The organism is Chamaesiphon minutus PCC 6605, assembly GCF_000317145.1.
GTDB lineage: Bacteria > Cyanobacteriota > Cyanobacteriia > Cyanobacteriales > Chamaesiphonaceae > Chamaesiphon > Chamaesiphon minutus.
This window is the reverse complement of record NC_019697.1, coordinates 4,172,363-4,197,452: the sequence shown is the minus strand read 5'-3', so window position 1 is coordinate 4,197,452 and position 25,090 is coordinate 4,172,363. Positions and strand designations below refer to the sequence as shown.

Annotated in this window: 21 protein-coding genes; 9 read left to right on the top strand and 12 right to left on the bottom strand. The window is 44.9% G+C overall.

Going from position 1 to position 25,090, the window contains the following annotated elements; all coding sequences use genetic code 11:
- Positions 1–116 precede the first annotated feature (116 nt).
- Positions 117–1,112 (top strand): cysteine hydrolase family protein, encoded by a 996-nt coding sequence (locus CHA6605_RS19185; protein ID WP_015161059.1) that lies wholly within the window; start codon positions 117–119, stop codon positions 1,110–1,112.
- Positions 1,113–1,150: 38 nt separating this feature from the next.
- Here CHA6605_RS19185 and CHA6605_RS19180 read toward each other — a convergent pair whose 3' ends face one another.
- The 3 genes from CHA6605_RS19180 to CHA6605_RS19170 form a co-directional block, all read right to left on the bottom strand.
- Positions 1,151–1,819 (bottom strand): Uma2 family endonuclease, encoded by a 669-nt coding sequence (locus CHA6605_RS19180; RefSeq protein WP_015161058.1) that lies wholly within the window; start codon positions 1,817–1,819, stop codon positions 1,151–1,153.
- A gap of 716 nt (positions 1,820–2,535) precedes the next feature.
- Complete coding sequence (gene mnmG, locus CHA6605_RS19175) at positions 2,536–4,443, bottom strand: tRNA uridine-5-carboxymethylaminomethyl(34) synthesis enzyme MnmG (RefSeq protein WP_015161057.1); 1,908 nt, start codon at positions 4,441–4,443, stop codon at positions 2,536–2,538.
- 204 nt (positions 4,444–4,647) lie between these two features.
- Entirely contained in the window at positions 4,648–5,592 is a 945-nt protein-coding gene (locus CHA6605_RS19170; protein ID WP_015161056.1) for an alpha/beta hydrolase, read from the bottom strand.
- A 33-nt stretch (positions 5,593–5,625) separates the two neighbouring features.
- Between CHA6605_RS19170 and CHA6605_RS19165 the strand changes: the two genes are divergently transcribed.
- Entirely contained in the window at positions 5,626–6,171 is a 546-nt protein-coding gene (locus CHA6605_RS19165; protein WP_015161055.1) for a protein-tyrosine phosphatase family protein, read from the top strand.
- 4 nt (positions 6,172–6,175) lie between these two features.
- Here CHA6605_RS19165 and CHA6605_RS19160 read toward each other — a convergent pair whose 3' ends face one another.
- The 3 genes from CHA6605_RS19160 to CHA6605_RS19150 form a co-directional block, all read right to left on the bottom strand.
- Positions 6,176–6,541, bottom strand: coding sequence for a hypothetical protein (locus CHA6605_RS19160; RefSeq protein WP_015161054.1), 366 nt, complete (start codon positions 6,539–6,541; stop codon positions 6,176–6,178).
- 118 nt (positions 6,542–6,659) lie between these two features.
- Positions 6,660–7,106, bottom strand: coding sequence for an acyl-CoA thioesterase (locus CHA6605_RS19155; RefSeq protein WP_015161053.1), 447 nt, complete (start codon positions 7,104–7,106; stop codon positions 6,660–6,662).
- Between the two features lie 88 nt (positions 7,107–7,194).
- The gene (locus CHA6605_RS19150; protein WP_015161052.1) at positions 7,195–9,285 is read right to left on the bottom strand and encodes a response regulator; all 2,091 of its coding nucleotides are present in this window, start codon (positions 9,283–9,285) and stop codon (positions 7,195–7,197) included.
- Between the two features lie 220 nt (positions 9,286–9,505).
- On the opposite strand from CHA6605_RS19150, the gene CHA6605_RS35155 reads away from it, so the two are divergent.
- The 5 genes from CHA6605_RS35155 to CHA6605_RS19130 all read left to right on the top strand — a co-directional run bounded on the left by CHA6605_RS35155 (position 9,506) and on the right by CHA6605_RS19130 (position 16,177).
- Positions 9,506–9,796 (top strand): hypothetical protein, encoded by a 291-nt coding sequence (locus CHA6605_RS35155; protein WP_198288374.1) that lies wholly within the window; start codon positions 9,506–9,508, stop codon positions 9,794–9,796.
- A complete protein-coding gene (gene pyk / locus CHA6605_RS19145) occupies positions 9,718–11,472 on the top strand; it encodes a pyruvate kinase (protein ID WP_015161051.1) in 1,755 nt (584 codons plus the stop codon). The genes CHA6605_RS35155 and pyk overlap by 79 nt, the downstream gene beginning before the upstream one ends.
- A 630-nt stretch (positions 11,473–12,102) precedes the next feature.
- Positions 12,103–12,906: a DUF3153 domain-containing protein gene (locus tag CHA6605_RS19140; protein ID WP_015161049.1), complete on the top strand. Its 804-nt coding sequence runs from the start codon at positions 12,103–12,105 to the stop codon at positions 12,904–12,906.
- Positions 12,907–13,224: 318 nt separating this feature from the next.
- A complete protein-coding gene (locus tag CHA6605_RS19135; protein ID WP_015161048.1) occupies positions 13,225–14,655 on the top strand; it encodes a dolichyl-phosphate-mannose--protein mannosyltransferase in 1,431 nt (476 codons plus the stop codon).
- 196 nt (positions 14,656–14,851) lie between these two features.
- Positions 14,852–16,177: a hypothetical protein gene (locus CHA6605_RS19130; RefSeq protein ID WP_015161047.1), complete on the top strand. Its 1,326-nt coding sequence runs from the start codon at positions 14,852–14,854 to the stop codon at positions 16,175–16,177.
- 93 nt (positions 16,178–16,270) lie between these two features.
- Here the strand turns inward: CHA6605_RS19130 and CHA6605_RS19125 are convergent, their stop codons facing one another.
- The 5 genes from CHA6605_RS19125 to CHA6605_RS19105 form a co-directional block, all read right to left on the bottom strand.
- Positions 16,271–17,581, bottom strand: coding sequence for a (Fe-S)-binding protein (locus CHA6605_RS19125; RefSeq protein ID WP_015161046.1), 1,311 nt, complete (start codon positions 17,579–17,581; stop codon positions 16,271–16,273).
- An 83-nt stretch (positions 17,582–17,664) separates the two neighbouring features.
- Positions 17,665–18,087, bottom strand: coding sequence for a hypothetical protein (locus CHA6605_RS19120; RefSeq protein ID WP_015161045.1), 423 nt, complete (start codon positions 18,085–18,087; stop codon positions 17,665–17,667).
- A gap of 14 nt (positions 18,088–18,101) precedes the next feature.
- Positions 18,102–19,061, bottom strand: a complete 960-nt coding sequence (gene secF, locus CHA6605_RS19115) for a protein translocase subunit SecF (protein ID WP_015161044.1) — start codon at positions 19,059–19,061, stop codon at positions 18,102–18,104.
- Between the two features lie 128 nt (positions 19,062–19,189).
- A complete protein-coding gene (secD, locus tag CHA6605_RS19110; RefSeq protein WP_015161043.1) occupies positions 19,190–20,596 on the bottom strand; it encodes a protein translocase subunit SecD in 1,407 nt (468 codons plus the stop codon).
- A 286-nt stretch (positions 20,597–20,882) separates the two neighbouring features.
- The gene (locus CHA6605_RS19105) at positions 20,883–21,872 is read right to left on the bottom strand and encodes an alpha-ketoacid dehydrogenase subunit beta (protein ID WP_015161042.1); all 990 of its coding nucleotides are present in this window, start codon (positions 21,870–21,872) and stop codon (positions 20,883–20,885) included.
- A 102-nt stretch (positions 21,873–21,974) separates the two neighbouring features.
- On the opposite strand from CHA6605_RS19105, the gene CHA6605_RS19100 reads away from it, so the two are divergent.
- Positions 21,975–22,235 carry a hypothetical protein gene (locus CHA6605_RS19100; RefSeq protein WP_015161041.1) on the top strand — a complete coding sequence of 87 codons (261 nt, stop codon included), beginning with the start codon at positions 21,975–21,977 and terminating at the stop codon, positions 22,233–22,235.
- 8 nt (positions 22,236–22,243) lie between these two features.
- Complete coding sequence (locus CHA6605_RS19095; protein ID WP_157260036.1) at positions 22,244–22,735, top strand: PEP-CTERM sorting domain-containing protein; 492 nt, start codon at positions 22,244–22,246, stop codon at positions 22,733–22,735.
- 150 nt (positions 22,736–22,885) lie between these two features.
- On the opposite strand, the gene CHA6605_RS19090 is transcribed toward CHA6605_RS19095, so the two are convergent.
- On the bottom strand, positions 22,886–24,766 hold the full coding sequence (locus CHA6605_RS19090) for an RluA family pseudouridine synthase (protein ID WP_015161039.1): 1,881 nt from the start codon (positions 24,764–24,766) through the stop codon (positions 22,886–22,888).
- Positions 24,767–25,090 lie beyond the last annotated feature (324 nt).

Below are 25,090 nucleotides of genomic sequence, written 5' to 3'. Positions count from 1 at the left end.
GGATAATACCCATCGTCTCATCCTGTCAATCCTTTAATCCTCAAATCCCGATCGGTTGCTATATATGGTAATAATTACTATAATTGTATTTAAAGTTAGAAATATAATTACTATATATGACACGATTGCCGATGCCATCACACTTCCAGCCAGCTAGCGTCGGGGAAGTCTGGCGCGTACCGTATCAGCAACGCTCGATCGAGGCTACAGCCTGGGCGCAAAAGCATCAACTCACCCCAACTTATCAAGGCTCTAACAATGTCAAGCTGTTGGCGATCGATGTCCAGAATACCTTTTGCTTGCCCGAATTTGAATTATTTGTCGGGGGTAGAAGCGGTCGGGGCGCAATCGAGGATAACGTGCGATTGTGTGAGTTTATCTATCGCAATTTAGGTAAAATCGACCAAATTATTGCTACGATGGATACCCATCATCTCCATCAGATTTTTCATCCGAGTTTTTGGCTCGATAAGAACGGCGAACATCCTACGCCAGCAGTAACGACAATTACGCCAGAAGATGTCAGCGCGGGTAAATGGCAAGTCAATCCTAAATTTGGTGACGATGCCGTAAAACTCCAAGCATACGCATTACATTACGTGCAGCAGTTAAGCGATGGGGGCAAATATCCGCTGCTAATTTGGCCGTATCATGCCATGTTAGGCGGGATCGGACACGCACTGGTACCCGCTGTAGAAGAGGCAATCTTTTTTCATGGGATTGCTAGAAATAGTCAGGCGATGTTCTCGATCAAAGGCAATCGCACTTTGACGGAAAATTACTCAGCATTGGCTCCAGAAGTTTTTACAAACCAACTCGGCGAAACAATTGCTACTAAAGACGATAGTTTGATTCGACATTTATTAGCAGCAGATAAGTTAATTATTGCCGGACAAGCACAGAGTCATTGTGTAGCGTGGACGGTCAGCGATATACTGACAGAAATTAACGCCATCGATCCACAATTAGCACGGAAAGTATATTTATTAGCAGATTGCACTTCTCCAGTCGTCATTCCTGGCATCATCGATTATACAGATGTCGCTGAAGCTGCATACCAAAGGTTTGCAGATGCGGGGATGAATATTATTCGATCGACAGACAATTTATAATTTGAATAAGTTAGAGTAGGGACAATCGATCGATTACCCTATTTTGTCTCGATTGGCAGATTTTGAATTTGAGCTGCAAACCATAAAGCTGCATTACCATTTTCATTATCCATCCGCTCTAAAGTTTGTTCTAGTAACTCAATTGGGAGTCCGGTTAATACTAATGATTCGGGACATTGTTCGTACTTGCGATCGACTAATCTAAATGCCAAAACTTGCTTGCCTTTAACATCGATTACCCAGTATTCAGGAATCCCTAAAGCCAAATATAATTGTTTCTTTTCATCTAAATCGATCGCCAAAGTAGTATCGGCAATCTCCGCTACTAAATCTGGTACCCGCCATAGATCCAAATTCACGCGGCGCGGTTCACCCGATTTCCATTTTGGCGAATTACCACCTACATATAATACCTTATCGGGTGCAGCACTTTGAGTCTGAGGTTTTTCTATTACACAACCACCCAGCAGATCGAATTTTACATCACTTTGCCTAGAGAACCAGACAAACAACAGCAGCGAGAATAGTTCGTTAAAGCGCGAGTGGTTAATACCTTCATTACCCATATCGATCCAAATTGTATCTAAGTTAAAGAAAACACGTTCGTTTTCGCTCAGGTTTTCGACACGCTCTAAATATTCATTCCAAGTGGCATGACGCCACGAGCTAATTTTAGCTGAAGGATCGACGATAACGGAAGTATTCATAGGGTATAACCTCTGATGATGCGATCGATTATGGACATGTTATCACTACGTTGACTAGATCCCCAGATTCTCGACTTCTTAGAGGATGTCTGAAAAGTCTAATTGCTTCGTTTACGCTGGGTAAATCCCCCTGTCTTGTCGCACACAAACGGGAGGGAACCTCCCGTTCGATGCGCCGCTAAATCCCCCTTAAAAAGCTACCGTGTATACACAAGTCTGGAGGGAAGCGAAAACCCTAGAAATCCCCCTGTCTTGTCTCCCTAATCCGTCGGGGAACCCGACGTTGGCGCAGCCACTCCAAAGGAGTTACGGGAGCCGCTAAATCCCCATTGAAAAGCGGATTCGCTCCGGTCGGGTTTCTCTTGGTGCAGTTGTATGGGCGGGAAACCCGCCCACACTGCACCGCTCCCGACCATGGAAGCGTACCAAGCAGGGGGACTTTGACCGGATCTTAGCCCCCTTTTTAAGGGGGTTTGGGGGATTTAGATCTAGAAACGAAGTCAATCAGACTTGTGTATACACGGTAGCTTAAAAAGGGGGACTTGAAAATCCGTTCCCCCCCTTTTTAAGGCTAGGGGGGATTCTCTAGGGTTTGAGCTTAACAAAATTGAGTTTTCAGACATCCTCTTAGAGAAATCGGGGATCTGTTAGGTTCTAATTTTCGACAAAGCACAGGAGTTTAAATCCCGATCCTAACAACCCAACGATCTATTAATTTAGACAACCTGGGGGATCGTATTTCTGTTGCGGACTTCCAGCCAAATCAACAAAGCATTAATATCGGCGGGATTGACACCACCGATGCGGGTGGCTTGTCCGATAGTAGCGGGTTGCACTTGTGCTAACTTCTCGCGCGATTCTTTGGATAGAGTTTCGATCGAGTGATAATCGATATCGATCGGTAATTTGCGATTAGATTGCTTACTTACTTGGTCGATTTGATGTTGTTGACGACTCAAGTAGCCAGCATATTTAATCTCAATTTCTGCCCCTTCTTGTTCGGCAATATTCAGGTTATTATTACCCAATTCAAACTTAATTAAATGCGGGTAATGCAATCCCGGACGGCGCAATAGTTCGGCCAGAGTTATCGAACCCTTAATAATTTCTCCAGTCGCAGCAGTAATCGCCTGCCCCGTAGGTTCGAGTTCTTTAATTCTAGTTTTCTCCAGACGTTCCTTCTCAGCGATAATTTGTGCTTGCTTGCTAGTAAATAATTTCCACCGTCTGTCGTCAATTAAGCCAATTTCTCGACCTAACGGCGTCAATCGCTGGTCGGCATTATCCGATCGCAATAATAGCCGATATTCCGATCGACTGGTCAACATTCGATATGGTTCGCGCAAATCTTTGGTACACAAATCGTCGATTAAAGTGCCCAAATAACTTTGTTCGCGCGGGAAGACAATCATTTCCTGATGTTTGACAAATCGCGCCGCATTTACCCCCGCGACAAATCCTTGTCCGGCGGCTTCTTCATAGCCAGTAGTGCCATTTACCTGCCCCGCACAAAATAGTCCCTCGATTTTCTTGGTCATCAGGGTGGGATAACATTGCGTCGCTGGTAGATAGTCATACTCAACTGCATAAGCCGGACGCAACATCACGCATTCTTCCATTCCTGGCAGCGTCCGCAACATTTGGACTTGGAGCTGTTCGGGTAAGCCAGTCGAAAATCCCTGAATGTAGAGTTCGGGAATCTCGCGTCCTTCTGGTTCGATAAAAATCTGATGGCTTTCCTTATCAGCAAAGCGGACGATCTTATCCTCGATACTCGGACAATATCTCGGCCCCTTAGCATCTACCCAACCGCCGTATACAGGCGATAGATGGAGATTTTCGCGAATCAGGCGATGGGTTTGGGGGGTCGTCCGCGTCAGATGACAGGGAATTTGTTCTTTCTCTACCCACACATCCGGGTCGAAACTAAACCAGCGCACGCGATTGTCGCCCGGTTGTGGTTCCATTTTAGAATAGTCTACCGATCGTTTATCCACCCGCGCAGGCGTACCAGTTTTCAGCCTTCCAGTTTCAAAGCCCAGACGGTGCAAGGTTTCTGTCAATCCCGTTGCGGCAAATTCTCCCGCACGTCCAGCAGACATCGATTTATTGCCCACCCAAATCGTCCCGCCGAGAAATGTCCCAGTAGTCAAGATGACCGCTTGGCACTCAAACGCCACGCCAAAGTAAGTCTCAACGCCAATAACGCGATTATTCCCATCCAAAATCAGATCCGTTACCATCCCTTCCCGAATGGTGAGATTGGCTTGATTTTCGACGATACTCTTCATCACCGCCGCATATTCGCGCTTATCGGTCTGCGCGCGTAATGCCCACACAGCAGGGCCTTTCGAGTCATTCAAGACCCGTTTCTGTAAATAGGTACGATCGGCCATTTTGCCAATTTCACCGCCCAGGGCGTCGATTTCGTGGGTGAGCTGGGACTTGGCAGGGCCGCCGACGGCTGGGTTGCAGGGTTGCCAGCCAATTTTATCCAAATTGAGGGTGAGTAAAAGGGTGCGACAGCCCAAGCGTGCGGTGGCTAGTGCGGCTTCACAGCCTGCATGTCCGGCACCGACAACGACAACATCAAAGGCATCTTGGAATTTAACGTCGGGATTCATAATTAATGGGGGAGGAGCCTGAATTTGAACTTTCCGCCCTGAAGCTATAGGTGCGATCTGGTCTAATCTCTATTATATTCTGCCGATTGACAGAGAATCGAGCGAGCGAGACATACTCGATCGCGGCAGCACCATCCTTTGGCATGTAGCATTCGATCGAGAAACGATCGACTATTGAAATCATCGCTCCAGTAGAAACCTAAATTATCGGATTTTAACTTGTTCGAGAAACTGTTCGATCTGTTGCATCCACCGATCGCGATCGACTGTGACTAATAAATCGTGACCTGCATTGGGGAAAATACTTAACTGTTTGATACCTTGTAAATTCCGCTCGATTCGATCGATTTGAGCTGCTGTTGTCCACTTATCGAGCTTGCCATGTAAAATCAGCGTCGGGCATTTTACCTGACTGGCATAATCTTCTGGATTATGCACAAAACCATTATAGCCGTGTTGAATGCTGCCCCAAGCTAGAGTCAATTGTGCCATTGGAAATGTTGGAATGGATGTCTCGTTTAATCTACTGCCAAGGGCATCTACCAGCCGAGCAAAGGGCAGTTCGAGGATAATTGCATGGGGATTTACCTTCCGCTCGGCGACGGCTTTGAGGATGGCTGATGTGCCCATCGAGACGCCATATAATACGATCGGCTGTTGGGGTTGCAATGTTTGGGTATGGCGGAAACTCGCAGCGACATCTTCAGCTTCTCGCATCCCTAATGTGGTGGTATTCCCGCTAGAACCGCCGACTCCTCGGAAATCGACTAGTAAGGTATTGTAGCCTAATGTGTGGAATACTCGCGCTGGTCGGAGCAGTTGTTTGGCTTTACTACCGCCATTACCGGGGAACAGGATAACAGTACCTTTAGAGGTAGGGGATCTGGCAGGAATAAACCAAGTTTCTAACCATTCAGTTTGACCGATCGGAATGCGTTGGGTAATATATTTGAGTCCGAGATCGGTAGGTATGCTGGAACTATTCGGTTTTGGCTGTCCCCACCCAAATTGTCCTGGAGAGACAAAATGTGTCATGGCATAAGCACCCAGATAAGCCAGAATATTGAAAATGATAAATAAACTGAGGATCGATCGATATAAATACTTTCGATATTTTCTGCCGAACTCTGCCCTCTTCAATAGTTGCATAAATTAGAATTCAGCTTTCGATTGGGAAATAGCATGTATAATTTTACGGCTGCTTCAGCAGCGGAACGAATTGTTTTTGGTGCAGCTCGACCTGGATATACCGATCGGCAGGTAATTGAGTGGATCGAGTTTATGCAAATCCAAGGTGTTCAAAAAATATGTTGCTTACTGCCAGAATCTCATCTAAATCGGTATGCAAACTTACTCGATGTTTATCGACAGTCTTGGGGAAATGACGCACTTTGTTGGGCACCAATCGATGATTTTTGTTTGGTAGAATTAGAAGTGCTTGTCGATCGAATTTTACCATTTTTAACTGCTGCCGATCGACACCAAGCGCGAGTTGTCGTTCATTGCTCTGGCGGAGTTGGACGTACCGGACATATTCTTGCGGCTTGGCTGGTAGCGGGACGTGGATTCGCTCGTCAACGTGCGATCGAGTCGGTCTTAAAAACTGGCAAAAATCCTTATGAAGCTGTAATTGCCGCACCCTTTAAAGGACGCAATCCCTGGCGAGTTTTGACAGAGTTATATTTATTACTAGACAATTGTCGCAACTTTACTAATAGCTCCAACTAAGTGTTTATTTTTCGATCGAGACACCTTGTTCCTTAAGAATTAGTTGTCTCCCTTTGTAAACTTGCAATACGTTACTAGTGTTTACAAAATAACGATATTTACCGTTGCTAAACTCATAACCTAAAAAAGTATAGCTTTTAGGATTATTTACCGTTTTTCCAGTCAATCGAATCGATTTACCCGTTTTTAGATCTTTGCCGATATAGGTGACACGATTGCAAATGACGTTACCTTCGGCACACTGTCTGGTAATCTTGATTTCAAAGTTTTTAGTTCTTAAAGTTTCAGCTCCTGCCACCGTAGCAAAAGCGATAACCTCAGCTAGTGGGAATAAAATAAAATAGAAGATAAATTTATTAATATTTAACATTTGAGGTGAGAAGATGCCTTTAGATTGAATATGGATATCTACACCTCGATCGAGTAAATTCCGGAAGCCTCAAGGATGAGACTATCCATGTCTAGAGCTGCTTGACGCCAATCCGAGCTTAACTCCACCGTGCCAGCCACCGAACGATCTCTGCTGCAAATTCGCGACGTCTTCTAGTTTGCGGATCGATGACTACATGTTTAGTTGTCGCAGTAGCCAACACTAACTCGCGATTCTCTTCTGGAGATGCTCCGCCAACTATTGCTGGCAAATCTGTAGATAATATCTGATATTTTATCTCAAATTTGCAACTATCGATCGCACATGGTCTGAGGTCGATCTTTACTCGATCGCCACAATATAAAGGTCTAAAAAAATCAGCCGATACATGAGCGATCGGTACGGCAAATTCAGAATTATTGACAAATGTTTTTAGCTCGATCCCCGACTCAATTAGCGAAGCTTCATACGCAACGTGACAAATCGAAACAAGATTAACAAAGTAAACAACACCTGCCGCATCGGTATCTCGAAACTGAATTACATACGAATATTCAAAAGACACGATCGCCAACCAAATTTCAATTAAAACAAAAAAATACTAGCCAAAATCAATCGATATCCACTATCCACTATCCACTATCCACTATCCACTAAACTAACAATAACGGCTGACACTGATTGAGTGCTTGAGCCAATTGTTCGAGTTTGACAGGCTTAGTGACATAATCATGCATTCCAGCAGCAAGACATTCTTGCTTATCGCCCTCGAGCGCGCTCGCTGTCATGGCAATAATTGTCGGACAACGATGTTCGGGGAATTCGGTTAAAATCCGGCGGGTAGCCTCCATACCATCCATTTTAGGCATTTGTAAATCCATCAATACCACATCATAAGCTCGATCGCGTAATAATTCGAGAACTTCGACACCATTCATGGCAATATCGGCTTGATAACCGATCCGCTTTAACATGTGCATGGCCACTTTTTGATTGACGAGATTGTCTTCGGCTAGCAAAATTCGCAGGGGGAATGTAGCTTGATAGCGATCGTAATTGGAAGCTTTCGGTTTGACGATCGATTTATTTTCACTTTCACCTAAGATGTGGGCTAAAACATCTTGGAGTTGAAAATGTCCGATCGGTTTATTTAAAGTAGCTGCGAAACTGACATTAGCGGCTTCGATTTCCGATCGATTGATATTGAGCGAACTGAGCATGACCAATGGTAGCTGCTGATATTCTGGAAACTCGCGAATTTTTTGAGCGAGGGTCAATCCATCCATTTCTGGCATCTGCATGTCTAAAATTGCCAGATCGAAATGTCCGCGTAAATTGAGTAATTTTAGAGCTTCTGCTCCCGATTCGGTGGCGTGCGCGTGCATTCCCCAAGATTGAGCTTGGAGAGCTAATATTTTGCGATGGGTCGCATTATCTTCGACAATTAATAGCCGTTTACCTTGTAATTGTGCAGGCTGAGATTGTTCTTTCCAAGTAGATGAGGTTGTCGCTGGTGAGGCTTTGGCGATAATCGTAAAAAAGAAATTAGACCCACCATCACTATTACTCTCAACCCACATTCTGCCATGCATTAATTCTGTCAATCTTTTACTGATAATCAGTCCTAAACCCGTGCCGCCATAGTTGCGGGTAGTAGAAGAGTCAACTTGACTAAAGGCTTTAAATAAGCGATCGATCTTGTCTTGAGGAATGCCAATTCCCGTATCTTTGACTACAAATCGGACTTCGTAAGTATCATCAGCAGTAACAACAGCATCGGCATCTTCGGCTGCGATCTTTCGCGCGGTCACACCGACGATGACTTCACCAGAATTAGTAAACTTTAAGCCATTACCGACAAGATTGACTAAAATTTGCCGAATGCGGGTGACATCGCCATATAAATAATTGGGCGTATTCTTATAGATTAGGTATGCCAGCTCGAGGTTTTTTTCAGCAGCTTTGGGGGCGAGCAAATCGAGAGTTTCTTCAATGCAATCGCGAATATTGAATGGTTGATAATCTAACTCTAATTTGCCCGACTCAATTTTAGAAAAGTCGAGAATATCGTTAATCAGCGTTAGTAATGCATCGCCACTGTGGCGAATCGTACTCACAAATTCATGTTGTTGAGAGGTAAGTTCGGTATCGAGCAGCAACCCCGTCATCCCAATCACTCCATTCATCGGCGTGCGGATTTCATGACTCATGGCAGCTAAAAAAGCACTTTTGGCTTTATTTGCCGATTCAGCTACTTTCTTGGACTGTTCGAGGAGATCGTTTTGATGCTGGAGTTCTTCAGATTTTTGACGCAGGGCTAAATTAGATGCTTCTAGTTGTCGATGCAAATGAGATTGATGTAGTACCCGCTTGACTCTTTGGCGCAGAACCGCCCAGTGGATCGGCTTGGTAATATAGTCAGCAGCACCAACAGCATAAGCTCGATCGAGTGAAGCTTTATCATCCAATCCCGTAATCATCAATACTGGGGTCAGTTCTCCTCCTGGTAACTTCTGAAGCTGCTCGCAACACTCAAATCCGTCCATCTCTGGCATCACTCCATCCATCAGCACTAAGTCTGGCTGGATTTCTTGATAGATAACGAGTGCTTCTTCGCCATTTTGAGCCGTCCTCACCTGATAGCCATCTTTGCGGACTTTCTCACATAGCAACGATCGCACTAAATCGTCATCATCGACAATCAGAATCAGTGGTGGGGAATGAGGTGTTTGTCCGATTGTCATGGGTTGTTAGATCGGTTGACAGTTGAGAGTGAATATTTATGGTTTGTTCCAGCCAGGATGCCGAGCGCGACGAAAACGGATTAGACGCGTTGAGGTGCCGACTAGAACAGCATTACCGTCCTAGATCGGGGTTTTGAAAAAGGCGTGCTGTTTATTTACTTATTTATCCCAAAAATCTTATCGGAACCAACGTATATACACTTATATCATTTGTCCGATCGTGAAATATTACTTAACTTATAGTCAGATCGCCGGAAACTGGCAACAGTTGTGTGGTACCATCCACTGTTATCTATGGCCGATCGAAGTTAGATCTAAATCCACAATTGAGGTCAGTTGCCATCCTCAACGTTGGCATCCGATCTCAGAGCCGATCTCTGCCCAACCGATCGCCCTAGTATTACGATCCTTCGATCCTTTGACTGTAACTTCATGCAATTGCGAGATTCCCTCCGCCGAACTAAGATTGTTGCTACCATCGGCCCCGCAACTAGTCGCCCTGAAGTCCTGAAACAATTGATTCAAGCGGGAGCCACGACTCTGCGACTCAATTTTTCTCATGGTACTCACGACGACCATCTAGCCAATATTCGCCTAATCAGGCAAATATCTTTTGAACTCAATCAGCCCGTTGGGATCTTACAAGATTTACAGGGGCCAAAAATTAGATTGGGCAAATTTGCCGATGGTTCGATCGTCCTAAAAAATGGGGATCCGTTCACGCTTACCAGCAAAATTATCCTTGGTACCCAGACAATTAGTTCGGTAACTTACGATACACTTGCCGAAGAAGTACCCGTCGGATCGACGATTTTGCTCGATGATGGTAAGGTCGAAATGGTAGTTACCGCTGTCGATCGAGATACCAGCGAACTGCACTGTGAAGTAGTCGTGGGCGGCACTTTATCTAATAATAAGGGCGTCAATTTTCCCGGCGTTTACCTGTCGATCAAAGCTTTAACCGATAAAGACCGTCAGGATCTGATGTTCGGACTCGATCAAGGCGTAGACTGGGTAGCCCTCAGCTTCGTTCGCAATCCTGCCGATATCCATGAAATTAAAGAATTAATTGCCAATGCAGGCAAAGAAGTCCCCGTCATTGCCAAAATCGAGAAGCACGAAGCGATCGAGCAAATGGAAGCGATCCTTTCGCTGTGCGATGGCGTGATGGTAGCACGGGGCGACTTAGGCGTAGAACTACCTGCCGAACAAGTCCCCAGAATCCAAAAACAACTGATTGCCACTGCTAACCGATTGGGGATTCCGATTATTACGGCGACCCAAATGCTCGATAGTATGGTTACCAATCCACGCGGTACTCGCGCCGAGATTTCGGACGTCGCCAATGCGATTTTAGACGGTACCGATGCGGTGATGCTCTCTAACGAAACCGCTGTCGGCATTTATCCGATCGAAGCCGTGCAAACGATGGCGAGAATTGCCCTCGAAACCGAGAAAGAAAAACTCTCCAAACGCTGGGAAGATAATAAGCGATCGATTCCCAATGCCATCAGCGAAGCCGTAGGCAATATTGCCGAACAACTCGGAGCCGCCGCCATCATCCCCTTTACCAAAACTGGAGCCACCGCTCGTAGCGTTTCCAAATTTCGTCCATCTAAGCCAATTCTGGCCGTCACACCCCATGTAGATGTCGCTCGCAGACTTCAGCTCGTTTGGGGAGTTCAACCCATGCTCCTGCTCGATTTAGCCAACGTAAATGACAATTTTCAAGCCGCCATCAACATGGCACGGACGAGCAATCTGATCCACGAAGGCGATTTGGTCGTTATTACCTCCGGTACTCAAGGCGTCGCTGGTTCGACAGATTTAGTCAAAGTCGAGGTCGTCACAGCGATTTTGGGACAAGGGATCGGCATCGGACATGGTTTGGTTACTGGCGTCGCCCACATCGCCCGATCGCCTAGAGATGTAGCTCACTTCAATAAAGGTGATATCTTGATTGCCAAGACTACCAATGCCGAGTATCTAGATGCTATCCGCAAAGCCAGCGCGATCGTGGTCGAAGATGAGGGTTTAACCTGCCATGCCGCAGTCTTAGGATTGCGATTGGACATTCCCACGATCGTGGGTGTCAAAGATGCCACCAGCAGCATTCACGGCGGCAAAGTAGTAACACTCGACGTTCAACGTGGGTCGATTTATTCTGGCGCGATTAGTTTTAATTAAGACGCGATCGTTCGCCCGCGAGCAACCCTTTAGCCGTCATCCCGCCATCGCCGCCAGCCCTGGCTCACATTTGTCTGGTCTGGATGCAGTGTGCGCGGGTTTCCCATACACACTAGATCTCCTGCATGAATAGGAACAGAGTGTGACAGTAGCGGAAGAGCAGAGTGCCAGTTGAGGTATAGTCATTCCAACTTTACAAGGGTTAGAGCCAATCAGGCAGTCTCAAACTTATTGGGAATGACTATAAATTCAGAAGAAGAATAAACACCAAAGGCACAGATGGGATGCACAGACTTAGAGCAGCTATCGAATTCTGAGTTCAAGCGACGATCTCGCCATAATCTCGACATCTGGTCAAAAATTCGAGTGGGTAGTTACCCAAGTCGATGAGATTGCCTGCGATCCCACGTCCCGCTGGGGCTGGCACCATAAATACACCTTGTGACATGCGATCGCGCATATAAAGAACGTCGTCTAAATGCTAGAGAACGACAGGCAAAATCACCTCAGTCAGAAGATAGATTTCACTAGTGTTACAATAGCTATTCTGACGATCGGTTGGCGCAAAAACGGGTGCAGGATATTTAGTGGAAAATTCTGATAAGATCGATCTCGATCGAGGAAAATGACATGAAAATTCAAATTGATAAAGATAAAGTAGCCAAACTTGCCAATCGGTTACTCAGTCCGGTCGGTCGCCATTTGGCGATCGGATATTTGCTGCTGGCGATCGTGTTATCTGGCTGTGTCAAATACGATACTAGTATCAATTTTTCTAGTCTTAACGATGGCGAAATTGTCGAACGCATTCAACTTGGAGATCGCTTACATAGCTTTAGTCAGGATGCAGTTAAAAAATGGGTCGATAGCATCGAGCGACGAACGATCCAAGCACAAGGTCGAATCGAACATCTCAACGATCGCGAACTAAAAGTAATCATTCCATTTAATAATTCCCAAGAATTAATTGCCAAGATCGATCGATACTTCAATCCCTCAGCTAGCGACACTCAATCGCAGACAAATTTGAAATCGCACATGACAATCGATCGCATTAACTTATTACTTGCCGTCAGAAATCATCTCATCTACGATATCGACTTGCGTTCCCTATCGATCGCGTCAACAGATCCCAAAGTATCGGTAGCAGCAGATAATTCAGTCGAGCTTAACTTTAGCATTCAAAGTCCTTGGGGCGTAAAAAGTGGCGAGCTAACGAGTAACATTACCAGTGTTAAAAAGCTCCACAACCAGACAATTTGGCAACTTAAACCCGGACAGATCGATCGGATCGAAGCCATATTTTGGTTGCCCAACCCGCTAGCGATCGGTGGTTTGATTATTAGTCTGATTAGTTTAGCTGGATATTATTTCAAATATCGTCAACTACCTTGGCCATTTGCCTTTAAATCGATAGATGCGGTTAGTAGTTAAATAACAAGAGCGATGAGTATAGCGATCGTCAAGACGGAAGTATAGATCGATATTTCAAACAACACCGCCAACAGCTCATTTACCTCGATCGTTCGCATTTAGATCGGTAGTTCCGATTGGTAGTCAAGTAACAAGATTATGAGTATAGTAATTGTCAAGACGGAAGTATAGATCGATATTTCAATCATTACCTTCAACATCTCATCGCCAAGCGATTTAGCTGTCGAGCGGAGCGAATGAGTATACCAATTGTCAAGATAGAGGTCTAGCTCAATTTTTAAATTAGCACTGCGTACAGCTTATTAGCAAGCAATTTACATGCTATCGAAATTAGATACAGAACAGTATAAAAAATACGCAATTATTGGAATTGTTGGTGTATTTATAGTATCGATCGGTCTGCGGTTTTGGGGATTGGGGAGATTTAATGTCCTTGTATTCGATGAAGTTTATTATGCTAAATTTGCCAATAATTATCTCACTAACACTAAGTTTTTCAACTCACATCCACCACTAAGTCAATATTTAATTGCCATCGGAATTTGGATCGGCGATCGCTTACCGATCGGACAAGATACTACCAACATGCTTACTGGTTCGCTACATTCGACATTCAGCTATCGGTGGATGAATGCCCTATTTGGTTCCTTAATTCCACCTGTAGTTGCTGGATTAGCTTATCAATTAAACCAGAGACTTAGCTTTGTTTTTTTAGCAACCTTATTTATTAGTTTAGACGGACTATTTTTAGTTGATTCTCGCTATGCATTAAATAATATTTATCTAGTTTTCTTTGGGTTATTAGGTCAATTATTATTATTAATGGCTAGCAATAAAGTGGGAACTAGTCATATCTTATTGATGCTCGGTGCTGGCATCTCTTTTGGAGCATCAGTTGCTTGTAAATGGAATGGCTTGTGGTTTTTACTCGGCATCTATCTACTACTCGCGATCGCCATAATTTGGAAACTAATTAAATTCGATCGACAAGATGTTGCAATCTCGAATTCATTAATCGATCGATTGGCGAAGATTAAATTAATTGAAATCGCGTTCTATTTAGCGATCGTGCCGCTGGCTACCTATAGTTTATTATGGATTCCCCATCTTATTCAAAATCCCGAACCTAATTTCATCGGCGTGCAGTGGGCAATTCTCAATTATCACGAACAAATTAAAAATGGAACTGGCGTCCATCCTTATTGTGCGAATTGGTATACTTGGCCGTTATTAATGCGTCCGTTGGCTTATTATTTCAAACAGTACAAACCAAATTTTTACTATGATGTCCATGCGATGGGCAATCCACTATTATGGTGGTTCGCATTACTAGCAATTTTCGGTTCGCTCTGGGTAATTGTTAAAAGTCCTTGGTTAATTGTTAATAGACTCAAGATCGAGCGGGCGGTATTGGCACCGATTCGAGAAATCAATCTTAATTATTTGAGTGTACCCTTATTTGTTTTAATTAACTATGTAGCTAACTTATTACCTTGGGTAAGAGTTACGCGCTGCTTATATATTTATCACTACATGGGTGCGATCGTATTTGCAGTGATGGGTTTAGCTTGGTTTGTCGATGTGTGGTTGCGCAGTAATTCCCAAATTTGGCGAGGAGTTGGCATTACCACAATTTTTAGTATTGTGGCTAGTTTTATCTTTTGGTTGCCGATTTATTTAGGATTACCGATCGAAACTTCGGCTTTGAGTTGGCGGCTGTGGGACTTTTGGATTTTTAATTGGATTTAGCAGCACAACTGAAATCGTTGCTAGTGATGCAAAGTCCGCCTACGCGGACTAGTAAAACCCACTTTAGACCACAGATTATATCTCAAGTAGTGGGGTGGGCAATGTCCACCATTTAGATTCAGCAATTCCAAATTCAGATTTTGACAACTTGGTAGGGTGAGCAGGAGAATAGAGAGACTTCAAAAAGAGAAGCAGAATGGAGCCAATGAAGCTGAGTTTTGGGGTATTGATAGTCTATCTGAACCGAGCAATTCTTCAGATGAAAGATCCGCGCCTTGCCAGCAATGGCACTAAATACACCATCAGAGATGCTGTGTTGGGAGCATTTTCGATGTTTTTCATGCAAAGCGAATCCTTTTTAGAACATCAGCGGCACATGAATAGCAATCAGGGCAAAAGCAATGCTCAGACACTGTTTGGCATGATTAAAATCCCAACAGTGCCGCAAATTCGGAATATCCTGGATGAAATTTCAGCCACAGCACTATTTGGAGTATTCAATCACGTCTATCAGTCTTTAAGACGAGAAGGTCACTTGAAACCGTTTGAATATCTCGGTGGATTACTAGTTGCGCTGGATGGAACTCAGTATTTTGACTCGCACAAACTCAACTGTAAATGCTGTTCGAGCCGTACCCACAAAAATGGCACAGTAACTTACTTCCACAGTGCCATTTTGCCTGTAATAGTTGCGCCTGGGCAATCTCAAGTAATTTCCTTAGCTCCAGAATTCATCACACCTCAAGATGGTCACCAGAAGCAGGACTGCGAAGTGGCAGCAGCTAAACGATGGCTCAAAACTCATGCCCCAGAATTCCAAGGACAAGCAATCACTCTACTCGGAGATGGCCTCTACAGTCACCAACCAATGTGTGAACAGGTGATAGCGTCGGGAATGAACTTTATCTTTACCTGTTTAGAAACGTCTCATACTGCTGTTTATGATTGGTTGAAATACTTGGATGGTATTGGCGAGGTGAAAAAGCTAGAAGTGAAACAGTGGAACAGCAATTCAAGCGAATTATATAGCTATCAATATGTGAATGGAATTCCTCTAAGGGACTCCCAGCCAGCAATGAAGGTCAATTGGTGTAAACTAATCCATACCCGCCAATCAGATGGAGAAATATTATATGAAAATTCATTTATTACCCGCCATGAATTAAACGAACAGAGCGTACCTCTGGTTGCTGCGGCTGGTCGATGTCGTTGGAAGACCGAAAATGAAAATCATAATGTGCTCAAAACAAAGGGATATCATCTGGAGCATAACTTTGGGCATGGTCAGCAGCATTTAGCTGCTTGTTTATTGACGCTGAACCTGTTGGCATTCCTTTTTCACACTGTTTTGCATTTAACAGATCTTGCATATGGACAGATTCGTCTCAAGCGTGTTACTCGTAAAGGCTTTTTTCAAGATATCCTCAGTCTTACCAAATATTTACTCTTTGAGAGTTGGCCTTCTTTGATTGATTTCATGCTTTACGGCTCGGCTTCCACTCTGGTCGCCAACTCTTCCTAGATTTTTGAATTTGGAATTGCTGATTTAGATTTCAGACTAAAGCAAAATCAAAAGTAGGGTGGGCACTGCCCACCATCTAGGTTTCAGAACGTTCTAACTAACTTGAATACCTCTAATCGATAAATCCAACAGCTCGATCGGGTGTAGAATTTTAGTCTGATGACCTTGAAGTTCTAAATGTTTGGCAATTTGGAGCGTACAGCCGGGATTTGCCGAGGCGATAATCGTCGCTCCGGTATTGACTAAGTTACGCACTTTTTGAGAGCCGAGTTCGTTGGCTGTCTCTGGCTGGAGCATATTATAAACGCCAGCACTACCGCAGCATAAAGCCGCATCTAATGGTTCGGTAAGGGTAACGTTGGGAATTTGTTTGAGCAATTGGCGCGGTTGGACGCTAATTTTTTGCCCGTGCAATAAGTGGCAGGCATCTTGATAAACTAGCTTAAGTGGTGCGGTCGAAATCGGCGACAGTTGCGTTGTCAGCTTGATGTCAGCGAGAAATTCTTGGACATCTTTAACTTTGGCAGCAAAATCGATCGCTTTTTGGGCATATTCAGGATCGTCTTGGAGTAATTCGCCGTATTCTTTTAATGTGTGTCCGCAGCCAGCAGCATTGATAATAATGGCATCGACGTTGGTATTGGCAAAAGTATCGATCATCTGTCTGGCAAGGGTTTTGGCTTGTTCTTCTTGCCCTTGATGGTGCGGGAGCGCGGCACAACAGCCTTGAATGGGTGGAACCACAATTTCGCAACCATTGGTGGTTAGCACTCTCACTGTAGCCTGATTCACGCGATCGAAAAATAGCCGCTGCACGCAGCCTAGAATCATCCCCACGCGATATCTCTGCTTGCCTTGGGCGGGAATGAGTTCGGGTAAGGTATCTTGAAATGTACTCAGGGATAGTTCGGGGAGATTGGACTCCATACCCGCTAAATGGGGCGAAACTTTTTCAACGATGCCAGTTTGGCGGACGAGTTTTTGTAAGCCGAGTTTCTGATAGATAAATAACGGAATTAGTAACAGGCGCAGCCGATTGGGATAAGGAAATAGCCCAAAAATAAACTGTCGATACAACCGTTCGACGAGCGGACGTCGATGGTTGCGTTCGATTTGAGGACGCATTGAGGCAATTAATTTGTCATACTGCACTCCTGACGGACAGGTGGTGGTACAAGCCAAACAACCCAAGCAACTATCGAAATGACTGACAACCGCAGGGGTGAGGTCGATTTCACCCTCGTTGAGCGCATCCATCAAATAGACTCGTCCCCGGGGCGAATCCATTTCTGTCCCCAAAACGCGATAGCTAGGGCACGTAGACAGACAAAAGCCACAATGCACGCAAGCATCGATCAGCTTGGGTTCTGGAGGATGCTGGGAGTCTAAGGTTGGAGATTGCATGAGGTTTAGTGGCTAAGCCATGATTTATTTTTTAAGCAACGCCGATTATTGAAACCATTCACGACCGACCATCAATTATCAATTTATTTTACTACCCATTTCCATAAAGGATGAGAACTACCTTGCTGGCGAATCTGGCGGACTTGCTTGGCTAATTGTTGCCGATCTTTCTTGGGTATACCCCAAATGAGATTGCGACTTTGCCAAACCAAAGTACCAGTCGTCATGCCCACGCACACAGCCAAGCCAAAAGCTGGAATCGGTTGAAAGGCTAGGCCATACTTGACCGCAGCCCACGTAAAATATTCTTGGATCAGACTTATAGGATAACGTAATTCCCACAAGCTATAAGCACCGATAGTCAACCACAACAGGATGATGACAAACCACCTGGCATATACAGTCAGACTGTAGAGACGATCGATTTGGTTTTTAAAAGTTGGATCGAGTTGACTGTCGAGATCTGCTGGCGAGGTTGAATGTTCTGAAGGATTGACTCTAGACATATAGTAATTGTCTGCTAAGATTCAGAACTTATTGCTGAGGCTGTGGGTGTGGTTGGATGACGTTCGCGCCACCAAGCAAACAGAGTACTAGCAATAAAGATGCTGGAATAGGCTCCAGCGGTGAATCCAATAATTAAGCACAGCGCAAAGTTCTTGAGGGTATCGCCACCAAAGAAGAAAATCGAGAATAATGTCAGGAGCACCGTAAAGGTAGTATTGAGCGATCGAGACATGGTTTGATTGACGGCATCGTCTACGATTTTATCGATCGGTTGGTCGGGATTGATACTAATCACTTCACGAATTCGATCGTAAATAACTACCGTGTCGTTAACAGAAAACCCGATAATTGTCAACAGACCGACGACAAACAGACTATCAACTTCGACGCCATTAACTAGACCTAAAATTGAGAAAATTCCCGTAGTGACAAATACGTCATGGAATAGAGCCACAAAGGCAAAGAAAGCATAATCAAATTTGAAGCGGAAGGTTAGATACGCTAAAATCAAACCAAACGATAAAAATATCGCAATCAAGCCATTTTGAAATAATTCTTGACCGAGAGTAGGGCCAACCGTATCATTTTGGGTTTTCTGAGGATCGAATTTACCAAGTTTTTCACTTAAAGCCGCTTCTAGCTTGGTTCTAGCCTCAACTTTTAGATCTTTGGTGCGGATCGATAAACCTGTCGAATCTTTACCTACTACTTGAATAATTGGCTCGACAATTCCTTGATTTTTGACGATTTCGCGAACGGTTGCAATATCGATCGGTTTACAATTATCGGCAATCGAACAGTCTAATTCGTATTGTAATTTTGAACCGCCTGTAAAATCTAAGCCTCTCCGTAAGGGTGAATTAATCTCTGGATTTGTCGATGATAAGATCATCGATACGATCCCTGCCAAAATCACGGCACTGGAGAGCAGCCACCACCATTTACGTTGTTTAGTAACACTGAATTTTCTCATGGGAGTTGGGAGTTGGGGGAGGTGAGTTGGGAGTTGGGAGTTGGGAGAGGGGAGTTGGGAGAGGGGAGTTGCTGCTTTTGACTGCCAACTGTTTACTCCCGACTCCCAACTGTTTACTCCCAACTGTCTTACTTAGTCACTAATTTAGGAACATTAGGGGCAAAAAACTGAGTTTTTTGACGGAGGACGGGAAAACCTAATACTAATAACAGGAGAAATGTACGGGTACAGGTGACAGACGTAAATAGACTGATTGCCACCCCAACCCCCAACGTCACAGCATATCCTTTCACCAATCCCGAACCGAGGAAGAATAACGCACCGCAGGAAATCAGGGTAGTGACTTGACCGTCCCAAATACTATCGAAAGCGCGGTGAAAGCCAGCTTCTACCGACTTGTAGAGCGTTTTACCAGTCTGGAGTTCTTCACGAGTACGCTCGAAGATCAGCACGTTGGCATCTATCGCCATCCCGATACTCAGAATAAACCCTGCAATCCCTGGCAGCGTCAAGGTGACATCTAGAATATTAAAAGCGGCCAAAGAAATGATGGTGTAAATGACCAAAGCAATGTCCGCAACGATCCCAGGTAAGCGGTAGTAGACACCCATGAAAATTGCGACTAAAATCAGTCCGCCGATGCCAGCATAAATACTGCTTTGAATGCTATCTCGTCCCAATGTCGCACCAACCGTGCGGTTTTCGACAATTTCGACAGGAACGGGGAGCGAACCACCTCTGAGTTGAACGGCCAAATCGTTAGCAGCTTCGGTAGTAAAGTTACCTGTAATTACAGCCTTACCGCCAGTAATCCCGGTAGCGGCAAATTGCGGGCCGACAGTTGGGGTACTAATGGGGTCATTATCTAAGAAAACACCGATCGCTCGACCCGTTCCGGCTAAGTTTTTAGTTAGCTTGGCAAAAGCATCGCCACCAGTACTATCAAATTCGATCGCGACTTCCCACGAGCCAGCACCTACAGGCGATGGATTTGCGCCTGTGAGTTGTTTACCTGTGATTGCGGCAGGATTGAATAATTTGCTAATCTCAGCTTGAGCTTTTTCGATCGTCGCTTGATTTTCGGAGATCGCGGCTTTGTCCGTGGATTTAGACTTTTTAAAGGCTGCTTGCTTGTCTTTGGCGTCTTTGAGTACGGTTAGTTCGACGCCCAATTGGGTTTCGGTGCCAGCTTTCTGTTCTCGAAATTCGAGTTGCGCGGTACCGCCGAGGACTCGTTCTGCCTGTTGCGGATCGTTGACGCCAGGTAACTGTACCAAAATCTGGTTGTTACCAGCCGATTGGATCAGAGCTTCCGATACGCCCAAACCATTGATCCGATTTTCAATCACCCGTTGAACGGCATTGATATCATTTTCAGAGATCGTCGGACGCTCTTTAGTTGGTTTGACTTGAATAGTTAGTTGCGAACCGCCTTGCAGATCGAGTCCCAAGCGCATCGGCTTGTTGACTAGCAAAGTAATCGCAGCGATAACTAAGACTAAAATTAAGCCTAAAATAACTCGCTGTTTTTGCATGATTTAGTGAATAGTGGATAGTGAATAGTGAATAGTTATTACTATTAATGGTAAGGTGGGCACTTCCCACCATGATACTTTCAAGCAATACTACTGTTTAAAATAAATTACTTTTACTACTCAAAGATTGTAAGTTTTTATAGCGATCGAGTCAGACCTAAGTATTGATTAAAAAGTTTAGTTAGTTTAAATAATCTCCAGAATGACATTATGGGTTAGGGGAGATCGAGGATCTGGAAATTGCCAAATCGCTGTTTTTCCCCATGCCCATATCTACGAAACATAGTTAGAGTTTGCCTGCAACCATTTTTTCGATCGCTTCAGCGATCTGGGGTGGTTGAATAATTGTGAGGTATTCTAACTTTCCATTATAAGGAGTCGGAATATCCTGTGACGACATCCGCAGGACGGGTGCGTCCAATTCGTCAAAGAAGTTGTCGTTGATGGAAGCAACGAGTTCTGCGCCGATGCCACCCGTCCGCATACATTCTTCGACGATAATTACTTTATGCGTCTTCTTAATAGATGCCCCAATTGTCTCCAGATCTAACGGTTTGAGCGAAATTAGATCGATAATTTCTGGATCGCAAGCCGAACCTTTATCTGTCAAGGTTTTCATTGCCTGGGTGCAGTGGTGACGCATCCGCGAGTAAGTCAGTACGGTCACATCTTTACCAGGACGCACGATTTCGGCTTTGTCTAGCGGGAGTAAATATTCTTCATCGGGCAAGTCTTCTTTGAGGTTGTAGAGCAAGACATGCTCGAAGAATAAGACGGGGTTCTCGTCTCTGATTGCCGATTTGAGCAAGCCTTTGGCATTGTGCGGCGTGGAACAAGCGACGATCTTCAAACCAGGAACTGCTTGGAAATAAGCTTCCAAACGTTGGGAATGCTCCGCACCCAATTGTCTGCCGACGCCACCAGGGCCGCGAATGACTAACGGAATCGTAAAATTACCCCCAGAGGTATAACGTAACATCCCTGCGTTATTAGAAATCTGGTTGAAGGCTAGGAGCAGAAACCCCATATTCATCCCTTCAATAATTGGTCGCAATCCGGTCATGGCCGCACCTACAGCCATCCCCGTAAAACTATTTTCGGCGATCGGGGTGTCGAGAACGCGCAAGTCTCCATATTTTTTATAGAGATCTTTGGTGACTTTGTAGGAACCGCCATAATGGCCCACATCTTCACCCATCACCATCACCGCTGAATCCCGCGCCATTTCTTCATCGATCGCGGCACGGAGGGCATTAAAAAATAGAGTTTCTGCCATGCTAGGTTTACAACACTTGAATTTCTCAGATCTTACTCTAACAGAATTAGGCGATCGGGTGAAAACGATCTAATTTAATCACCGCAAACGTTTGGAGATTTTATGACGATTGCTAATAACTTAGTTACAAATACCCGATCGGTATTGCGAGATGTCAGTAGTACAACACTTGTCGTCACTCGCTCGCAATTTGATATCCTCTGCGCTAATAATTCCGATCTTAGCCTTGAATTGACTCAAAATAATGAATCGATCGCGATGGCTCTAACTGTTGGTGAGACTGGCAAAAGAATGGTAATTTATTTGCCAGCGTTTGGAATTGGCACGCTCGCACCGAATTTGGGCATAACATTTTGGGTATAATATTTTGTGTGCAATGTAAAACTCGGATTCAAATTGCCATGCGATCGAACCCGATGTTTTTGCAACACGCCTCAGTTTTGTCCCTTTTGACGCTTGAAACCCCGAATCACAATGAAACAATAGCTGGTGGTGGCGCATTCACACTATCGTCGATCGATTTGGCAAGACTTATCAATCCTAACGACACAAATGCTAGTTCCTCAACATCTGTAACCTTCACTGGGACGAGAGCCGATACGACTATTGTGTCTCAAGATTTTGTCATCAATGCCTCAGGTCTGACAACATTCAACTTTAACAGCAGCTTCACTAATTTAGTTGCTGTTGGCTGGGTTCAAGCTCTCCCTTTCCATCAGTTTGACAATATCAATGTTAGTGCTGCTAGTACTACTGCGGTGCCCGAACCGTTTACAGTATTAGGGACGATCTTCGGCGTGGGATCTGGTGTTGCGCTCAAGCGGAAGTTAGCGAAGGCGCAAGCAGATAAAGAAGATATCTAGATCTGAGAGAGTGCTATTTTCGGCATGGTGAGGGTACGCACAAGGGGTACCCCTAAAGATATTGGTGAGTAACGTTAACCTGTAGGGGCGGTGCTTCATGCCCGTCCTTCATCAATGTTGATTGCACGGATAGTCAATTAGATTCTGCATTCAAAACGTGCATGGAGTTTGGACCGAGATTCTTTCTAATGTGGATGGATGTGTAAAACTAAGTTCTCGTGCGTGCAGGTACAATCGTTTTACATTCGCCTGACAACCATAAAGCCTGTCGCCTAAAATACACACACTCAAACCTCGAGCATCGGCTGCATGGACGCGTAATTGATGCGTCCGTCCCGTAACAGGAAAAAACTCAACTCGCGTGTAGCCATCGATTTGCCCCAATACCTGAAACTTAGTTAAACTAGGTTTCCCCAACTTAAAGTCTACTTTCTGTCTCGGTCGATCGAGTGGATCGCCCCATAATGGTAAATCGATCGAGCCTTTGTCTAACTCGATCTGCCCACCTAAAATCGCCTCATAAATCTTGCGTACTTGTCTAGCCTCAAACTGCTGACTCAGATGTCGATAAGTAACTTTATCCCGTGCCAATAATAATGTGCCCGACGTATCTCGATCGAGTCGATGGACGGTATAAATTTCGGGATATAATGCTCGCAACCGAGTCAACACGCTATCCTGTAGTTCGATCGTCCGCCCAGGTACGGATAATAGTCCCGCAGGCTTATCGATCGCAATTAGATATTCATCCTCGTAAATAATCGGTAACGAGAGATTAGGCAAAGTTGGCGTCATCCAGACTGCTTGTGCCATCGAAATCTTGTCGCCCTCACCCCCAAACCCTCTCCCAGAATTGGGAGAGGGGAGCCGGAGGTAGGGTGAGGGGGAGATTGAGGTGTTTTGCAAACCAGATCGAGCATGAGACATCTGCGAGGACAACCCCGCCAACATGAACCCCATCAACGGTTGACACCGCTCCGCACAAGCCCCATAAAACTCCCCCTGAATTTTTCTCCCCGTCCCCCCGTCCCCTCGTCCCCTCATCTCCCCATCTACCCATCCACTCATCCACTCATCCACCCCATCCCCCCACCAAAACTCCGCCATCGCCATCGGCTTTAAACCCTGACTCGCCGCATAATGCAGCAACTTCGGCGCACAACAATCGCCCGTTCCCGTTGGTATCCCCGCAGGCATTAATTCGCGCAACGAGCTAGATGTGCCCAAAAAATTCATCAGCCGATAGGCATCGTGCATCTGTATCTGAAGTTGACGCGATCGAATTTTGCGCTGTTGTTTGAGTTCGCGAATTCGATCGTCAGTTTGGTCTAAAACATCCTGTAACGGCTGTAAAACTGCGTCGCGCTCTTGTTTGAGTTGACGGCGTTCGCGTCCGTCCTGGCGGCTTTCTGCCGCGAGTCGATCGAGAGCTGTTATTAGTTCGATGTCATGAAGAGTAGCTGCAAATCGTTCTCGCTGTTGTTGGCGAAATGCCTTGCGTTGACGATGTTCGATCGCTAGTTTCTCTAATTTATCTGCAAATTCGGCTGCTAATAATTTATACCGCTCTCTTGCTGTCGTTGGTGTTCGCGTTCGCGTTCGCGAAGCGTTCCGAAGGAAAGCGTCTGCCTGCGCAGAAGCCTCTCCTGTGGAGAATCGATCTAAGTCGATTAATTCTTGCTTCATTCTTGCTAGATCTTTTAGCGTATCAGCTTCTTCGATCGCCACTCGATCGCGCCCAGGAATTGGCGGTACCCATCCATCGATAACAGCCTCGCCATTAAGTAATCCCGAAAAAGCCTTAATCGAGTAATATTCGCCTGTGTTTTTTTCGACTAATAATACCCCAAACATCTTACCTTCGCGGGCATATATATCTTCTTCTCGTGCCATTTCTAACATTAAAATACGGGCGATCTGTTCTACTTCCTGAGTACGTGGTAATTTTAATAATTTGCCACTATAGGGACAATAGCCCGTGTAGTAATAGGGTGGAGTGGAGTTGGAGGTTCGATTGCAAAGTGTCTCCATTACAGAATTGGGAATCGAGTTTAGCATTTATTTATTAGCGAACCACTTATCGGAGATTTTTCGATAGATTCATTTTTGTTAAAGCAATTATAGGCCATTATTAATTAGCCTACGCTCGGGTGAACTTGGGGTAGTCGTAACAGTTGGTGTTAGCTTGGATTGAGCATTATCAGGTAATCGATCGAATTGACAGTTAAAACGATCGCGAGTGTCGCCATGGCAATTATCACCGCGATCGTTCACTTATTTAACCATTGCCGCACGTAACCTAAAAAAGATCGTTTGCGTAGCGTCTTTAGAAGAGAATCGAATTTCATCGGCTTG

Coding starts and splice junctions, on each gene's coding strand:
- CHA6605_RS19185 (WP_015161059.1), top strand. CDS start 117: ATGACACGATTGCCGATGCCATCACACTTCCAGCCAGCTAGCGTCGGG.
- CHA6605_RS19180 (WP_015161058.1), bottom strand. CDS start 1,819: ATGAATACTTCCGTTATCGTCGATCCTTCAGCTAAAATTAGCTCGTGG.
- mnmG (WP_015161057.1), bottom strand. CDS start 4,443: ATGAATCCCGACGTTAAATTCCAAGATGCCTTTGATGTTGTCGTTGTC.
- CHA6605_RS19170 (WP_015161056.1), bottom strand. CDS start 5,592: ATGCAACTATTGAAGAGGGCAGAGTTCGGCAGAAAATATCGAAAGTAT.
- CHA6605_RS19165 (WP_015161055.1), top strand. CDS start 5,626: ATGTATAATTTTACGGCTGCTTCAGCAGCGGAACGAATTGTTTTTGGT.
- CHA6605_RS19160 (WP_015161054.1), bottom strand. CDS start 6,541: ATGTTAAATATTAATAAATTTATCTTCTATTTTATTTTATTCCCACTA.
- CHA6605_RS19150 (WP_015161052.1), bottom strand. CDS start 9,285: ATGACAATCGGACAAACACCTCATTCCCCACCACTGATTCTGATTGTC.
- pyk (WP_015161051.1), top strand. CDS start 9,718: ATGCAATTGCGAGATTCCCTCCGCCGAACTAAGATTGTTGCTACCATC.
- CHA6605_RS19140 (WP_015161049.1), top strand. CDS start 12,103: ATGAAAATTCAAATTGATAAAGATAAAGTAGCCAAACTTGCCAATCGG.
- CHA6605_RS19135 (WP_015161048.1), top strand. CDS start 13,225: ATGCTATCGAAATTAGATACAGAACAGTATAAAAAATACGCAATTATT.
- CHA6605_RS19130 (WP_015161047.1), top strand. CDS start 14,852: ATGGAGCCAATGAAGCTGAGTTTTGGGGTATTGATAGTCTATCTGAAC.
- CHA6605_RS19125 (WP_015161046.1), bottom strand. CDS start 17,581: ATGCAATCTCCAACCTTAGACTCCCAGCATCCTCCAGAACCCAAGCTG.
- CHA6605_RS19120 (WP_015161045.1), bottom strand. CDS start 18,087: ATGTCTAGAGTCAATCCTTCAGAACATTCAACCTCGCCAGCAGATCTC.
- secF (WP_015161044.1), bottom strand. CDS start 19,061: ATGAGAAAATTCAGTGTTACTAAACAACGTAAATGGTGGTGGCTGCTC.
- secD (WP_015161043.1), bottom strand. CDS start 20,596: ATGCAAAAACAGCGAGTTATTTTAGGCTTAATTTTAGTCTTAGTTATC.
- CHA6605_RS19105 (WP_015161042.1), bottom strand. CDS start 21,872: ATGGCAGAAACTCTATTTTTTAATGCCCTCCGTGCCGCGATCGATGAA.
- CHA6605_RS19100 (WP_015161041.1), top strand. CDS start 21,975: ATGACGATTGCTAATAACTTAGTTACAAATACCCGATCGGTATTGCGA.
- CHA6605_RS19090 (WP_015161039.1), bottom strand. CDS start 24,766: ATGGAGACACTTTGCAATCGAACCTCCAACTCCACTCCACCCTATTAC.